The organism is Xanthomonas sp. SHU 308, from assembly GCF_000364645.1.
GTDB lineage: Bacteria > Pseudomonadota > Gammaproteobacteria > Xanthomonadales > Xanthomonadaceae > Xanthomonas_A > Xanthomonas_A sontii.
This window is the reverse complement of the sequence record NZ_AQOK01000529.1, coordinates 1-14,365: the sequence shown is the minus strand read 5'-3', so window position 1 is coordinate 14,365 and position 14,365 is coordinate 1. Positions and strand designations below refer to the sequence as shown.

Sequence of the window (14,365 nt, the reverse complement as noted above, 5' to 3'; positions counted from 1 at the left end):
CCCCGCCGGTGGCTCGGCCTGGCAGGCATCGCCTGCCTGGCCGTGCCCGCCGCTTGCGCATGTTCGACCGACATGCAGCAACGCCCTCTGCTGCCGGACGGCACCCACGCGGCTGCCGACGCGCAGGACGCCAACGCGGCCAGGGCAGTGATCGTCTACTTCGATCGCAGCGGCGACGTCGAGCAGACCAAGCGCCGCATCAGCGCGGCGGCGGCGGGCTGGCATGCCCCGCTGCTGTACACGCTCGACCGCGTCGGCGCCATCGTGTTGGGGGTCCCGACCGGGAAGACCGCCGAGCGCCTCATCGCCGACGTCGGCGCCATCGCGGGCGTGCTGATGGCGGTACCCGATGGCCAACAGCAACTGCAGCAGGACGCGTCGTCGCCCCCTTCGTCGGTGCGGTAGCCAGCGGGCCGATGCCAGGGGCGCCCGCGCATGCGGGCGAGCGCGCCGGATGGCCTGGACGCGTCCGCGCGCGCCGGTGCGGCCGTCTCCCGCAGGCGCGGCGCTGGCGGTTTCCAGGATCGGCCACGACAGGCGTCATGGCAATGCCCGCCACGGCCGAAGCCGCTGCTACAACACGGCTCCCGCAAGAGCGCTTCAGCTAGGCGTGCAGCGCCGCCTGCAACCCCACCACCTCGTGCCGCGGCGGACGCAGCGCCCCCAGCGTGCCGACCAATTCGCGATAGCTGCGCGCGAGCTGCGCGAACAGCCCCGCGTCGCTGTCGCGGGTCTCGGCGACTTCGGCATAGGCGCCGCGGCCGAGATCGATGAAGTAGTCCACGCTGACCCGACGTCGCGCCGCCACGCCAGGGAACAGCCCGGCGATCAGCAGGCAACCGTCGCCGACCTCACGCAAGGCGTCAGCACGCGCACGCCCCACCTGCTCCTGCGCATGCAGCCAGGCCAGCGCCTGGATGCGCGCCAGCAACTGCGCGTCGCGCTGGTAGCGCAGCAGCACGAACACCAGATAGTGCTCGCGTGATTCGTCCAGCGGCCGGCCCAGGCGCTGCCCGGCCTCGTGCACCAGCGCCTGCCACAGCTCGGCCGGCGCCCCCTGTCTGAAAGACTCGTACATGCGTCCTCCTGCGTGGTGGGAACCCTCGCAGGAAGCTTATGCATAACCCGGGCCAATGCGCTGGCAGCCGGCCATGGCGCCTGCCAAGCCAGCGGTGCGGCGACTTACTCCACCGTCACCGACTTGGCCAGGTTGCGCGGCTTGTCCACGTCGGTGCCGCGCGCCAGCGCGGTGTGGTAGGCCAGCAACTGCACCGGCACGGTGTGCAGCACCGGGCTGAGCACGCCGGCGTGGCGCGGCGTGCGGATCACGTGCACGCCTTCGGACTCATTGAAGTTGCTGTCCTGGTCGGCGAACACGAACAGTTCGCCGCCGCGCGCGCGCACTTCCTGCATGTTCGACTTCACCTTCTCCAGCAAGGTGTCGTTGGGCGCGATCACCACCACCGGCATGTTCGCGTCGACCAGCGCCAGCGGGCCGTGCTTGAGCTCGCCGGCCGGATAGCCCTCGGCGTGGATGTAGGTGATCTCCTTGAGCTTGAGCGCGCCTTCCAGGGCGATCGGGTAATGCAGGCCGCGACCGAGGAACAGCGCGTTGTGCTTGTCGGCGAAGCGCTCGGCCCATACCGCGATCTGCGGTTCCAGGTTGAGCACGTGCTGCACGCTGCCGGGCAGGTAGCGCAGCTGCTCCAGGTACTCGGCCTCCTGTTCGGCGCTCAGCCGCCCGCGGCGCTTGGCCAGCACGCAGGTGAGCTGGAACAGCGCCGCCAGCTGGGTGGTGAAGGCCTTGGTCGAAGCCACGCCGACCTCGGCGCCGGCGCGGGTGTACAGCACCATCGCACTGGCGCGCGGGATCGCGCTCTCGGGCACGTTGCAGATCGACAGGGTCTTGGTATGGCCCAGCGCCTTGGCGTACTTGAGCGCCTCCATCGTGTCCAGGGTTTCGCCGGATTGGGAGATGGTTACGATCAGCTGCCGCGGATTGGCGCAGGCATCGCGGTAGCGGTACTCGCTGGCGATCTCCACGCTGCACGGCAGCCCGGCGATGCCCTCGATCCAGTAGCGCGCGGTCAGCCCGGCGTAGTAGCTGGTGCCGCAGGCCAGGATCTGCACGCCGTCCACGTCGGCCAGCAGCGCCTCGGCCTTGCTGCCGAACAGCGTGGTGTCGAAGCCGCCGGCGTCGAACAGCGCCTCCAGCGTGTCGGCCAGCGCGCGCGGCTGCTCGTGGATCTCCTTCTGCATGAAGTGGCGGTACGGGCCCAGCTCCAGCGAGGCCAGCGACACGTCGGACACGTGCGGCTCGCGCTGCACCGGCTGGTCCTGCGCGTCGTACACCTGCACGCCGTCGCGGCGCAGTTCGGCGGTGTCGCCTTCTTCCAGGAAGATCACCCGGCGCGTGGCCTGGATCACCGCCGAGACGTCGGAGGCGATGAAGTTCTCGCCCTCGCCCAGGCCGATCAGCAGCGGGCAACCCATGCGCGCGCACACCAGCAGGTCCGGGCGCGACTTGCTCACCGCGGCCACGGCATAGGCGCCGGTCAGCTCCTTCACCGCCGCCTGCAGCGCGCCGAGCAGGTCGCGGCCCTGGGCGATGTAGTGGTGGATCAGGTGGGCGATGACCTCGGTATCGGTCTGCGATTCGAACACGTAGCCCAGCGCGGTCAGGCGCTCGCGCTGCTGTTCGTGGTTCTCGATGATGCCGTTGTGGACCAGCGCCAGGTCGCCATGACTGACGTGCGGGTGCGCATTGGCCTCGGTGACGCCGCCATGGGTCGCCCAGCGGGTGTGGCCGATGCCCAGCGGCGCGTGCAGGCCTTCGGCCAGCGCGGCGCTCTCGGTCTCGGACACGCGGCCGGTACGGCGCACGCGGCGGACCTGCCCGTCGGCGATGGCGGCGATGCCGGCCGAGTCGTAGCCCCGGTATTCCAGGCGCTTGAGCCCCTCGATCAGGACCGGAACCACATCGCGATCCGCGATCGCACCGACGATACCGCACATAGCCACGCCCTTCGCCGAAAAGTTCGCCATTCTAGCGAAGTCCGCTGAATGTCTCGCCGCTGTCCGCTGCCGGACACAGGGCGTGTCACCCATTCCCGAGCATGCCCCCGCCCTGGTGTCCGCGAACGTGTCCGCGGACACCCGGACACCTGTCCGCGCCGTCCGCACCCATGCAATTCAATGACTTGCAGTTGGCACGCATCGTGCTGTGAAGTCCCCATCCTCACCGCTGCGACCGTCCGATGATCCGTGACACCTCCGCCCAGGACCAGGTTCTCGCCCGCCCCCGCTCCGCGGCCTGGCGCCGCTGGCTGTGGCCCGGGCTGATCGCCGCGCTGGTGCTGCTGGGCATCGCCTTCGCCGCACGCGGCTGGATCGCCGGCAGCCGCTCGTTCGACGCGCAGCGGGTGCGCATCGCCACGGTGACCCGCGGCGACCTGGTCCGCGACATCTCCGCCGACGGCCGCCTGATCGCCGCCAACAGCCCGACCCTGTACGCGATCTCTGGCGGCACGGTGACCCTGAAGGTGGTCGCCGGCGACGTGGTCAAGCAGGGCCAGGAGCTGGCCGAGATCGACAGCCCGGAACTGCGCAGCAAGCTCGCCCAGGAAGAAGCCACCCTGGCCGGCCTGCAGGCCGAGGCCGGCCGTGCCGACCTGGACGCGACCCTGGCCCGCGCCAACGCCAGCAAGCTGATCGACCAGGCGCAGATCGAACGGCAGGCGGCCAGCCGCGACCTGGAGCGCTACCAGCGCGGCTATGAAGGCGGCGCGGTGCCGGCAGTGGAACTGGCCAAGGCCCAGGACACCCTGAAGAAGGCCGACATCGCGATGAGCCACGCGCAGAAGGATTCGGGCCTGCAGGCGCAGGGCGCCTCGCTGGACGCGCGCAACAAGCGCCTGCTCGCCGAGCGCCAGCGCGCGGTGGTGGCCGAGGTGCAGCGCCAGGTCGACCTGCTGACCCTGCGCTCGCCGTTCGACGGCCAGGTCGGCCAGGTGCAGGTCTCGCAGCACACCAACGTCGCCGCCAACGCACCGGTGCTGAGCGTGGTCGACCTGTCCAAGTTCGAACTGGAGATCAAGGTGCCGGAAAGCTTCGCCCGCGACCTGGCGATCGGCATGCCGGCGCAGTTGACCAGCGGTGCCGGCGAGCCGTTCGCCGGGGCGATTTCGGCGGTGTCGCCGGAAGTGGTCAACGGCGAGGTCAACGCGCGCATCCGCTTCACCGACAAGCAACCGCCGGGCCTGCGCCAGAGCCAGCGGATGAGCGCGCGGGTGCTGCTGGATACCCGCAAGAACGTGCTCAAGCTCGAGCGCGGCCCGTTCGTCGAGCAGTCCGGCGGCCGCTACGCCTACGTCATGGACGGCGACTCGGCGGTGCGCCGCCCGGTCGAACTGGGCGTCACCAGCCTGGGCGAGGTCGAAGTGCGCTCGGGCCTGCAGCCGGGCGACCGGGTCGTGGTCTCCGGCAGCGACCTGTTCGGCGATGCGCCACAGGTGACGGTGCATTGAAGGCCGGGATTGGGGAGTCGGGATTGGGGATTCGTCAGCCCCTCCCGTTCTCCTTTCCCGGCTGCTGATTCCGAATCCCGACATCCCCGATCCCCAATCCCCAATCCCCAATCCCCGCTCCACCACCACAGGAACTCACGCCATGCTCGAAATGCGCTCCGTCTCCAAGGTCTTCCGCACCGAACAGGTCGAGACGCATGCGTTGCGCTCGCTGGACCTGCATGTCCGCGAGGGCGAGTTCGTCGCCGTCACCGGGCCGTCGGGGTCGGGCAAGACCACCTTCCTCAACATCGCCGGGTTGCTGGAAACCTTCACCAGCGGCCAGTACCTGCTCGACGGCCAGGACGTCAGCAACCTCAACGACGATGCGCGCTCGCGCATGCGCAACCAGAAGATCGGCTTCATCTTCCAGGGCTTCAACCTGATCCCCGACCTCAACCTGTTCGACAACGTCGACGTGCCGCTGCGCTACCGCGGCATGGGCGCGGCCGAGCGCAAGCAGCGCATCGAGGAAGCGCTGAGCCGGGTCGGGCTGGGCTCGCGCATGAAGCACTACCCGTCCGAACTGTCCGGCGGCCAGCAGCAGCGCGCGGCGATCGCCCGCGCCCTGGCCGGCAGCCCGCGCCTGCTGCTGGCCGACGAACCGACCGGCAACCTCGACTCGCAGATGGCACGCGGGGTGATGGAACTGCTGGAGGAGATCAACGCGCAGGGCTCGACCATCGTCATGGTCACCCACGACCCGGAACTGGCCGCGCGCGCGCAGCGCAACGTGCACATCGTCGACGGCCAGGCCACCGACCTGCAGCGCGAGCCGGTGCTGGTGCACGGCGGCCACGGCACCGCGGCCACGCCCTGATCGGCACGGCGACGGCGCGGAGATCGACATGCTCGGCTATTACTTCCAGCAAGCGTGGCGCAGCCTGCGCCGCAGCCCGGTGCTCACCGCGCTGATGGTGCTGTCCATCGCCGTGGGCATCGGCGCGGCGATGACCACGCTGACGGTGATGCGGCTGCTGTCCGGCGATCCCTTGCCCGGGCGCAGCCAGCAGATCTTCTTCGCGCAACTCGATCCGCGCCCCAGCAACGGCGCCAACCAGACGCCGTACGACAAGCTCGACTACCCCTCGGCCATGGACCTGTGGACGCGCGGGCGCGCCGATCGCCAGGCCATGGTCGCCGAGAGCGAGATCAAGGTGCATGCGGCAGACGGCGCCACCCCGCCGTTCATGACCCAGTTGTTGATGACCCAGGCCGATTTCTTCCCGATGTTCCAGGTGCCGTTCGCCTACGGCAGCGGCTGGCGCGCGCGCGACGACCAGGACCGGGCGCGGGTGGCGGTGATCTCGTCCGACCTCAACGCCAAGCTGTTCCAGGGCCGCAACAGCGTCGGCCGCAGCCTGCTGGTGCGCGGCACGGCGGTGCGCATCGTCGGCGTGCTGGCACCGTGGCGGCCGTCGCCGCTGTTCTACACGCTGGCCGGCGGCAGCTTCGCCCATGGCGATACCGCCAGCTTCTACGGACGGCCGCAGGACGTGTTCATGCCGCTGTCCAGCAGCCTGGAGGTCAACGACGGCCACATCCAGCCGTGGACCTGTTTCAGCAAGCCCGAGGCCAACCTGGACCTGCGCAGCGCGCCGTGCGTGTGGCTGCAGTTGTGGGTGCAGTTGGACACGCCGGCGAAGGTCGCCGACTACCGCCGGCTGCTGGCCGACTACGCCGCGCAGCAGCACGCCGCCGGGCGCATCGGCCGCGCCGACACCGCGCGCCTGCTGTCGCTGCCGCAATGGCTGGACCATAACCGCGTGGTGCCGGGCGACGTGCGCCTGCAGAGTTGGCTGGCGCTGGCGTTCCTGGGCCTGTGCCTGTTCAACAGCGTCGGCCTGCTGCTGGCCAAGTTCCTGCGCCGCGGCGGCGAGATCGGCGTGCGTCGCGCGCTGGGGGCCTCGCGTCGCGCGATCTTCGCGCAGTGCCTGACCGAGGCCAGCGTGATCGGCCTGCTCGGCGGCGCCGGCGGCTGGCTGCTGACCCTGCTGGGCCTGTGGAGCGTGCGCCAGCAGCCCACCGCCTACGCCGACCTGGCGCATCTGGATCCGACGACGTTCGCCGGCACCTTCGCCCTGGCGCTCGCCTGCAGCCTCGCCGCCGGCCTGTTCCCCGCCCTGCGCGCCAGCCGTATCGCGCCGGCCATGCAACTCAAGAGTCTGTAACCGGGGCACACGACGATGCACATCACTCCCATCCTCAGCGCGCTGTCGCGCCATCGCATCGCCGCCGCGCTGATCGCGCTGGAAGTGGCGCTGGCCTGCGCCGTGCTGTGCAACGCCTTCTTCCTGATCGGCAATCGTCTGGAGCTGGTGCACCTGCGCAGCGGCATCGACGAGACCGCGCTGGGCCTGGTGTCGCTGTCCGGCTGCGACGGCTGCAACGCCGCCGACGTCAACGCCCGCGCGCTGGATGCGGTGCGCCGCACGCCCGGCGTGCGCGCGGCCGGCGCCATCAACACCGTGCCGTTCGCGCCACCGGTGTTCAACAACGGGCTGTGCCTGGACCAGGACTGCACCCAGGTCGGCGGCGTGCCGCACTTCTACATGGTCAGCCCGGGCGCCGTCGCGGCACTGGCGCTGCAGCCGGACAGCGGCCGCGCGTTCGCCGACGCGGACTACCAGCCGCTCGACAACGGCATCCCGACCGCGGCCGGCGTGTGGATCACGCGGGCGCTGGCCGCGCACCTGTGGCCGGGCCAGGACCCGTTGGGCAAGGAGTTCTGGGCCAGCGGCCATTTCCGCGTGATCGGTACGCTGGAGCACCTGGCGCGCCCCGATCCGGGCCGCAGCGAGGATGGCGTGATCGGCAGCGACTGGTCGGTGGTGATCCCGGTGCGCGAGGCCGCGCAGTCCGGCACCTATGTGCTGCGTGCCGATCCGCGCGAGTTGCCGCGGGTGTTGGCGCAGGCGCGCGCCGCAGTGGCACGGGCGGTGCCCGAGGCGGTGCTGGACAACGCCAACAGCAAGCCGCTGGACGACCTGCGCCAGACGTATTTCCAGAGCGACCGGGCGATGACCGGGCTGCTGGTCGCGATCATCGTCGCGATGCTGCTGGTGACCGCGCTGGGCATCGTCGGCCTGGCCAGTTTCTGGGTGCAGCAGCGCACCAAGCAGATCGGCATCCGCCGCGCGCTCGGCGCCACCCGCCGCGACATCCTGCGTTATTTCCAGACCGAGAATCTGCTGCTGGTCGGCGCCGGCGTGGCCCTGGGCATGTTGCTGGCCTACGGCGGCAACGTGCTGCTGATGCGGGTCTTCGAACTGGAACGGTTGCCGGCCAGCTACCTGCCGGTCGGCGCGCTGCTGCTGTGCGCGCTGGGCCAGCTCGCCGTCCTCGGCCCGGCCCTGCGCGCCGCCGCCGTCGCCCCCGCCATCGCCACCCGCAGCGCCTGACCCGGAGCCCGCATGTTCGCTTACTACCTTCGCCTGGCGCTGCGCAGCTTCGGCCGCAACCGCATCCTCACCGGGCTGATGGTGCTGGCCGTGGCGCTGGGCATCGGCGCGTCGATGACCATGCTGACCGTGCTGCACACGCTCTCCGGCGACCCGCTGCCCGGGCGCAGCGCCACGCTATTCCATCCGCAGTTGGATCCGCGCCCGCGCAACCTGCCCAGCGCCGACCCCGAGCCGCCGGACGAGCTGACCTGGCAGGACGCCACCGCGCTGTACCGGGCGCAGGCGGCGCCGGCGCAGACCATGACCAGCGCGAACTGGCTGCCGGTGCGCCAGACCGTGCCCAACAGCCCCTTGCGCATGCTCACCACCCGCGCCGCCACCGCCGACCTGTTCGGCATGTTCGGCATGCGCTTCCTCTACGGCAGCGGCTGGAGCCATCGCGACGATACCCAGCGCGCGCCGGTGGTGGTGCTGAGCCGCAAGCTCAACGACGCGTTGTTCGGCGGCGCCGACAGCGTCGGCAAGACCCTCACCATCGCCACCCGCCCGTTCCGGGTGATCGGGGTGATCGACGCGTGGGATGCGCAGCCGCGCTTCTACGACCTCAACTCCGGCGCGTACACGCCGCCGGAAGCGCTGTACATGCCGTTCGAGACCTGGCTGGACCTGCCGCAGGACTATGGCTACGGGCCGATGCAGTGCTGGGGCAAGGACGGCGAGGCCGGCCTGCACGATCCCAAGGCCGCGCAATGCACCTGGGTGCAGTACTGGGCACGGCTGGACACGCCGGAGCAGGCGCGGCGCTATCGCGCGGCGCTGGAGGCCTACAGCGCGCAGCAGCGCCAGCTCGGCCGCTTCGAACGCGCCCCCAACACCCGCCTGCGCGGCCTGGTCGACTGGCTGGACTACAAGCGGGTGGTGCCGGCCACGGTGCGCATGCAGACCTGGATCGCCTTCGGTGTGCTGCTGGTATGCCTGCTCAATGCAGTGGGCCTGCTGGTCGCCAAGTTCATGCGCAAGGCCGGCGAGATCGGCGTGCGCCGCGCGCTCGGCGCCAGCCGCCGCGCGGTGTTCGCGCAGTGCCTGGCCGAATCGGCGCTGATCGGCTGCCTGGGCGGCCTGCTCGGCATCCCGCTGACCTGGATCGGCCTGTGGCTGGTGCGCCAGCAACCGGTGGCGTACGCGCAGCAGGCGCATGCCGATCCCGCGATCCTCGGCATCGCCCTGGCCGTGGCCACGCTCTCGGCGCTGGCCGCCGGCCTGTGGCCAGCCTGGCGCGCCTCGCGCATCGCCCCCGCCCTGCAGGTGAAATCGCTATGACCCCGCTGCCTCCCGTGCGTCCCATCCTGTCCGCATTGGGCAGCCATCGCGCTGCGGTGGTGCTGATGGCCCTGCAGATCGCCCTGACCCTGGCGGTGCTGTGCAACCTGGTGTTCATCATCGCCCGCACCTACCAGCGCGTGCAGACCCCGACCGGGGTGATGGAACAGGATATCGGCCTGATCCAGAGCATCAGCGTGGTCGGCGAACCGGGCAGCGTCAGCAGCGTCGGCCGCAGCCTGGACCTGCTGCAGGCGGTGCCCGGCGTGGAAGCGGCGGCGTTCGGCACGCCGCCGCTGTGGGGCCCGACGCAGGCGCAACTGTTCCTGCAGCCGCAGGCCACGCAAGCGGTCGCCCATGCGCGCCTGTTCCTCGGCAGCCAGGGCCTGAACCGCACGCTGGGCATCCGCATCGTCGCCGGCCGCGACCTGCGCGACGCGGAGCTGACCGGCGCCTCGGACCTGTTCGGCGCGCCACCGGAGATCGAGCGGCGCCTGCCGGCGCTGATCACGCCCTCGCTGGCCGCGAAACTGTTTCCCGGCACGTCGCCGTTGGGGCGCACCCTCTACACCAGCACGTTCAACCAGCCGGTGCGCCTGGACATCGTCGGGGTGATGGCGCCGGTGCGCGGCGACATCACCGGCCACGACGACGATGCCGATGCGCTGCTGACCGAGATCCGCATCGGCAGCGAAGGCTGGGGCGGCGGCTACCTGATCCGCAGCACGCCCGGGCAACTGGCGCAGGTGCTGCCGCGCGCGGCCGCGGCGATGCAGCGCGCCAACCCGACCTACGTGCAGCAGCGCGTGAGCACCATGCAGGAGCTGCGGACCGACTACTTCAAGAGCGACAGTGCGGTGGCGCGGATGCTGCTGGCGATCATCCTGATCCTGCTCACCGTCACCGCGCTGGGCATCGGCGGCCTGGCCAGTTTCTGGGTGCAGCAGCGCACCCGGCAGATCGGCATCCGCCGCGCGCTCGGCGCCACCCGCGGCGACATCCTGCGCTACTTCCAGGCCGAGAACCTGCTGATCGTCGGCGCCGGCGCGCTGCTCGGCGCGGTGCTCGCCTACGTCATGAACCAGTGGCTGATGCAGCGCTTCGAACTGGAGCGGCTGTCTTCGCCGACCGTGCTCACCGGCATCGTCGCGGTGTGGCTGCTCGGCCAGCTCGCCGTCCTCGGCCCGGCCCTTCGCGCCGCTGCCGTCCCGCCCGCCACCGCCACCCGCAGCGCCTGACCCCGGAGCTCCCATGTTCGGCTACTACGTCCGCCTCGCCTTGCGCAGCTTCCGCCGCAACACCGTCCTCACCGCACTGATGGTGCTGGCCATCGCCCTGGGAATCGGCGCCAGCATGACCACGCTGACCGTGTTCTACGTGCTCTCCGGCGACCCGATCCCGCAGAAGAGCGACCGCCTGTTCTACGTGCAGGTCGATCCGCAACCCAAGGCCGGTTACCAGCCGGGCGAGGAACCGGATTCGCAGAACACGCGCTTCGATGCCGAGGCGCTGCTGCGCGAGAAGCGCGCCAAGCGCCAGGCGCTGATGACCGGCGGCAGCGTCGCGATCGAACCGACCAAGAGCGGCCTGAAGCCGTTCAAGTCGGAAGTGCGCTTCACGTCGGCGGACTTCTTCCCGATGTTCGACACGCCGTTCCAGTACGGCCACGGCTGGACCGGCACCGAAGACGAGCGCCACGACCGCGTGGTGGTCATCAGCCGGAAACTCAACGAGAAGCTGTTCGACGGCGCCGACAGCGTCGGCCGCGAACTGCGCATGGACCAGAACACCTTCCGCATCGTCGGCGTGCTCGACAACTGGGAGGTCAAGCCGCGCTTCTACGACGTCACCAACACCTATGGGTCGGACGAACAGGCCTATCTGCCGTTCTCGGTGGCGATGGATCTGAAGATGGACCGCAACGGCAGCATGAACTGCTTCGGCGACAGCAACGGCGACGAGACCGCGCTCAATGCGCCCTGCACCTGGGTGCAGTACTGGGTGGAACTGGAGAACCCGGCGCAGGCTGCCGACTACAAGGCCTACCTGGAGAACTATTCGGCCCAGCAGCGCGCCGCCGGCCGCTTCCAGCGCCCCAACAACGTGCGCCTGCGCAACGTCATGCAGTGGCTGGACCACAACGAAGTGGTGCCCGGCGACGTGCGCCTGCAGCTGTGGCTGGCGATGGGCTTCCTGCTGGTGTGCCTGCTCAACACCGTCGGCCTGCTGCTGGCCAAGTTCCTGCGCCGCAGCGGCGAGATCGGCGTGCGCCGCGCGCTCGGCGCCTCGCGCGGGGCGATCTTCGCGCAATGCCTGGTGGAGGCCGGCGCCATCGGCCTGGCCGGCGGCGTGGCCGGCCTGGGACTGGCCACGCTCGGGCTGTGGGCCGTGCGCCAGCAGCCGGCCAGCTACGCCAAGCTGGCGCACCTGGATCCGAGCATGTTGGCACTGACCTTCGCGATGGCGGTGGGCGCCAGCCTGCTCGCCGGCCTGTTGCCGTCGTGGCGCGCCATCCAGGTCGCGCCCGCCCTGCAGCTCAAGTCCTGATCCTGCGCGCCCTGCGCCTTCCACGCATTCTCACAAGGTCATCGCCATGGATATCCGCCCCATCCTGTCCACCTTGCGCCGGCACAAGACCGCCGCCGCGCTGATCGTGCTGGAGATCGCCCTGGCCTGCGCGATCGTCTGCAACGCGCTGTTCCTGATCGGCAACCGCATCGAGACCCTGCACCGGCCTAGCGGCATCGCCGAATCGGAACTGGTGACGATCTCGCTGGGCGGCATCGGCCAGCAGGTCAACGCCGCTGCGCGCACCCGCGAGGACCTGGCCGCGTTGCGCGCGGTGCCCGGGGTGCGCAACGCCACCGTGCTCAACCAGGTGCCGTTCGTGCACTACTCCTGGAACACCAGCCTGTCGCTGACCCCGGACCAGGAACGGCCCACGCTGAACGCGGCGCAGTACATGGCCGAGGAGGGCACGCTGAAGACCCTGGGCCTGAAGCTGGTGGCCGGTCGCGATTTCGCGCCCGACGAGTACATGGATCTGGAAGCGGCGCAGACCGACAAGCGGATCCAGGAGAAAGGCACCGCGATCATCCTCAACCGCGCCACCGCGGAAAAGATGTTCCCGGGGCAGAACGCGCTGGGCAAGACCGTGTACACCGGGCCGGTGGGCGCCCGCGTGGTCGGCATCGTCGAGACCCTGGCGCGGCCCACCGCCGCCAGCGGCCTGGCTGAGATCGACTACGCGATGCTGCTGCCGTTTCGCCTGAGCTACACCGACGGCCTGTACGTGCTGCGCGTCACCGACCCGGCGCGGCGCCAGGAAGTGCTGAACGCGGCGACTGCGGCCTTGATGAAGGTCGACAGCAGCCGGCTGGTACTCAAGCAGCAGACCTACAGCGAGATCCGCGACGCCTACTTCCAGGGCGACCGCACCATGGTGTGGCTGCTCGGCGCGGTGTGCGTGGCGCTGCTGGTGGTCACCGCGCTGGGCATCGTCGGCCTGGCCAGTTTCTGGGTGCAGCAGCGCACCAAGCAGATCGGCATCCGCCGCGCGCTCGGCGCCACCCGCGGGCAGATCCTGCGCTACTTCCAGACCGAGAACTTCCTGCTGGCCAGCACCGGCATCGTGCTCGGCATGCTGCTGGCCTACGCCATCAACCAGTGGCTGATGGGCAAGTACGAATTGCCGCGGCTGCCGCTGTCCTACCTGCCGATCGGCGCGATGGCGCTGTGGCTGCTCGGCCAGCTGGCGGTGTTCGCGCCGGCGCGCCGCGCCGCCGACGTGCCGCCGGCCGTCGCCACCCGCAGCACCTGATCCATCCCCTTGGCCGGCTCCGGCCGGCCTTTTTTCATCGAGCGCGCCATGCCCCGCAACCATCGCCCACTGCCGTCCTCCGGTCTCCTGCGCCACGCGCCTGCGTGGCCGCAGCTGTGCCCGATCGGCCTGGCGGCGCCGGTGCGGCGCGGCCGTTGAACGTCGCCGCCATGGCACTGGGTCCGATGCTCTCGACGCTGTCCCGGCACCGCACCGCGGCGACGCTGATCGTGCTGGAGATCGCGCTGGCCTGCGCGATCGTCTGCAACGCGCTGTTCCTGATCGGCAACCGCATCGCGACCCTGCGCAGCGCCAGCGGCGTCGCCGAAGCGGAACTGGTGACGATCGCCCTCGGCGGCATCGGCCGGCAGGTCGACGCGGCGGCACGCACCCGCGAAGACCTGGCCGCGTTGCGCGCGCTGCCCGGCGTGCGCAACGCCACCGTCGTCAACCAGATTCCGTTCGGGGACGCCGCTTGGAACGTCGGCCTGAATCTGACCCCCGACCAGGAATGGCCCACGCTCAATGCCGCGCAGTACAAGGCCGAGGACGCCACGCTGCGCACGCTGGGCCTGCGCCTGATCGCCGGGCGCGATTTCCGCGCCGACGAATATCTGGACCTGGACGCCCTGCGCAACGACGAGCGCCTGCGCAACGCCGGCGGCGCGGTCATCCTCAACCGGGCGGCGGCGGAGAAGATGTTCCCAGGACAGAACGCGCTGGGCAGGACCGTCTACCGCGGCACCGTGCCGGCGCAGGTGGCCGGCATCGTCGACGCCCTGGCCCGCCCCAACCCGGACCTGGTCGGCCCGGCGCAGGCGCCCTACGCATTGCTGATTCCGCTGCGCATGCCCTACACCGACGGGCTGTACGTGCTGCGCGTGCGCGACCCGGCGCAACGCCAGGCCGTGCTCGCCGCGGCGACCGCGGCGCTGATGCAGGTGGACAGCAGCCGGCTGGTGCTCGATCAGCAGACCTACAGCGAGATCCGCGACGCCTACTTCCAGGGCGACCGCACCATGGTGTGGCTGCTCGGCGCGGTGTGCGTGGCGCTGCTGGTGGTCACCGCGCTGGGCATCGTCGGCCTGGCCAGTTTCTGGGTGCAGCAGCGCACCCGGCAGATCGGCATCCGCCGCGCCCTCGGCGCCACCCGCAGCCAGATCCTGCGCGACTTCCAGGCCGAGAATTTCCTGCTGACCAGCGCCGGCATCGCGCTGGGCATGCTGCTGGCGTACGCGATCAACCAGTGGCTGATG

Annotated in this window: 12 protein-coding genes; 10 read left to right on the top strand and 2 right to left on the bottom strand. The window is 70.5% G+C overall.

Features of this window, described 5'->3' with window-relative positions:
• Nucleotides 1-405, top strand: a 405-nt coding sequence (locus D588_RS0115880; protein WP_157836478.1) for a hypothetical protein, incomplete at its 5' end; no start/stop codon positions are given.
• Nucleotides 406-604: 199 nt separating this feature from the next.
• Here D588_RS0115880 and D588_RS0115875 read toward each other — a convergent pair.
• Both D588_RS0115875 and glmS read right to left on the bottom strand, forming a co-directional pair.
• On the bottom strand, nucleotides 605-1,078 hold the full coding sequence (locus D588_RS0115875; RefSeq protein WP_017916682.1) for a hypothetical protein: 474 nt from the start codon (nucleotides 1,076-1,078) through the stop codon (nucleotides 605-607).
• A gap of 104 nt (nucleotides 1,079-1,182) precedes the next feature.
• Entirely contained in the window at nucleotides 1,183-3,015 is a 1,833-nt protein-coding gene (gene glmS / locus D588_RS0115870; RefSeq protein ID WP_017916681.1) for a glutamine--fructose-6-phosphate transaminase (isomerizing), read from the bottom strand.
• A 242-nt stretch (nucleotides 3,016-3,257) separates the two neighbouring features.
• Between glmS and D588_RS0115865 the strand changes: the two genes are divergently transcribed.
• From D588_RS0115865 to D588_RS0115820, 9 genes are all read left to right on the top strand, one after another.
• The gene (locus D588_RS0115865; protein ID WP_017910318.1) at nucleotides 3,258-4,526 is read left to right on the top strand and encodes an efflux RND transporter periplasmic adaptor subunit; all 1,269 of its coding nucleotides are present in this window, start codon (nucleotides 3,258-3,260) and stop codon (nucleotides 4,524-4,526) included.
• Nucleotides 4,527-4,668: 142 nt separating this feature from the next.
• On the top strand, nucleotides 4,669-5,385 hold the full coding sequence (locus tag D588_RS0115860; RefSeq protein ID WP_017913622.1) for an ABC transporter ATP-binding protein: 717 nt from the start codon (nucleotides 4,669-4,671) through the stop codon (nucleotides 5,383-5,385).
• A 28-nt stretch (nucleotides 5,386-5,413) separates the two neighbouring features.
• On the top strand, nucleotides 5,414-6,736 hold the full coding sequence (locus D588_RS0115855) for an ABC transporter permease (protein WP_017916680.1): 1,323 nt from the start codon (nucleotides 5,414-5,416) through the stop codon (nucleotides 6,734-6,736).
• Between the two features lie 15 nt (nucleotides 6,737-6,751).
• Complete coding sequence (locus tag D588_RS0115850; protein ID WP_017916679.1) at nucleotides 6,752-7,966, top strand: FtsX-like permease family protein; 1,215 nt, start codon at nucleotides 6,752-6,754, stop codon at nucleotides 7,964-7,966.
• A gap of 12 nt (nucleotides 7,967-7,978) precedes the next feature.
• The gene (locus tag D588_RS0115845) at nucleotides 7,979-9,289 is read left to right on the top strand and encodes an ABC transporter permease (protein WP_017910312.1); all 1,311 of its coding nucleotides are present in this window, start codon (nucleotides 7,979-7,981) and stop codon (nucleotides 9,287-9,289) included.
• Between the two features lie 14 nt (nucleotides 9,290-9,303).
• Nucleotides 9,304-10,527: an FtsX-like permease family protein gene (locus D588_RS0115840; protein ID WP_232764314.1), complete on the top strand. Its 1,224-nt coding sequence runs from the start codon at nucleotides 9,304-9,306 to the stop codon at nucleotides 10,525-10,527.
• 13 nt (nucleotides 10,528-10,540) lie between these two features.
• The gene (locus tag D588_RS0115835) at nucleotides 10,541-11,836 is read left to right on the top strand and encodes an ABC transporter permease (protein WP_017916677.1); all 1,296 of its coding nucleotides are present in this window, start codon (nucleotides 10,541-10,543) and stop codon (nucleotides 11,834-11,836) included.
• Nucleotides 11,837-11,882: 46 nt separating this feature from the next.
• Nucleotides 11,883-13,109 carry an FtsX-like permease family protein gene (locus tag D588_RS0115830; protein WP_017916676.1) on the top strand — a complete coding sequence of 409 codons (1,227 nt, stop codon included), beginning with the start codon at nucleotides 11,883-11,885 and terminating at the stop codon, nucleotides 13,107-13,109.
• Nucleotides 13,110-13,279: 170 nt separating this feature from the next.
• Nucleotides 13,280-14,365: FtsX-like permease family protein (locus tag D588_RS0115820; RefSeq protein WP_026143776.1), on the top strand; the 1,086-nt coding region annotated here is incomplete at its 3' end.

Bases quoted from the DNA above. Each gene is read 5' to 3' on its own strand.
- D588_RS0115875 (WP_017916682.1), bottom strand. From the start codon at position 1,078: ATGTACGAGTCTTTCAGACAGGGGGCGCCGGCCGAGCTGTGGCAGGCG.
- glmS (WP_017916681.1), bottom strand. From the start codon at position 3,015: ATGTGCGGTATCGTCGGTGCGATCGCGGATCGCGATGTGGTTCCGGTC.
- D588_RS0115865 (WP_017910318.1), top strand. From the start codon at position 3,258: ATGATCCGTGACACCTCCGCCCAGGACCAGGTTCTCGCCCGCCCCCGC.
- D588_RS0115860 (WP_017913622.1), top strand. From the start codon at position 4,669: ATGCTCGAAATGCGCTCCGTCTCCAAGGTCTTCCGCACCGAACAGGTC.
- D588_RS0115855 (WP_017916680.1), top strand. From the start codon at position 5,414: ATGCTCGGCTATTACTTCCAGCAAGCGTGGCGCAGCCTGCGCCGCAGC.
- D588_RS0115850 (WP_017916679.1), top strand. From the start codon at position 6,752: ATGCACATCACTCCCATCCTCAGCGCGCTGTCGCGCCATCGCATCGCC.
- D588_RS0115845 (WP_017910312.1), top strand. From the start codon at position 7,979: ATGTTCGCTTACTACCTTCGCCTGGCGCTGCGCAGCTTCGGCCGCAAC.
- D588_RS0115835 (WP_017916677.1), top strand. From the start codon at position 10,541: ATGTTCGGCTACTACGTCCGCCTCGCCTTGCGCAGCTTCCGCCGCAAC.
- D588_RS0115830 (WP_017916676.1), top strand. From the start codon at position 11,883: ATGGATATCCGCCCCATCCTGTCCACCTTGCGCCGGCACAAGACCGCC.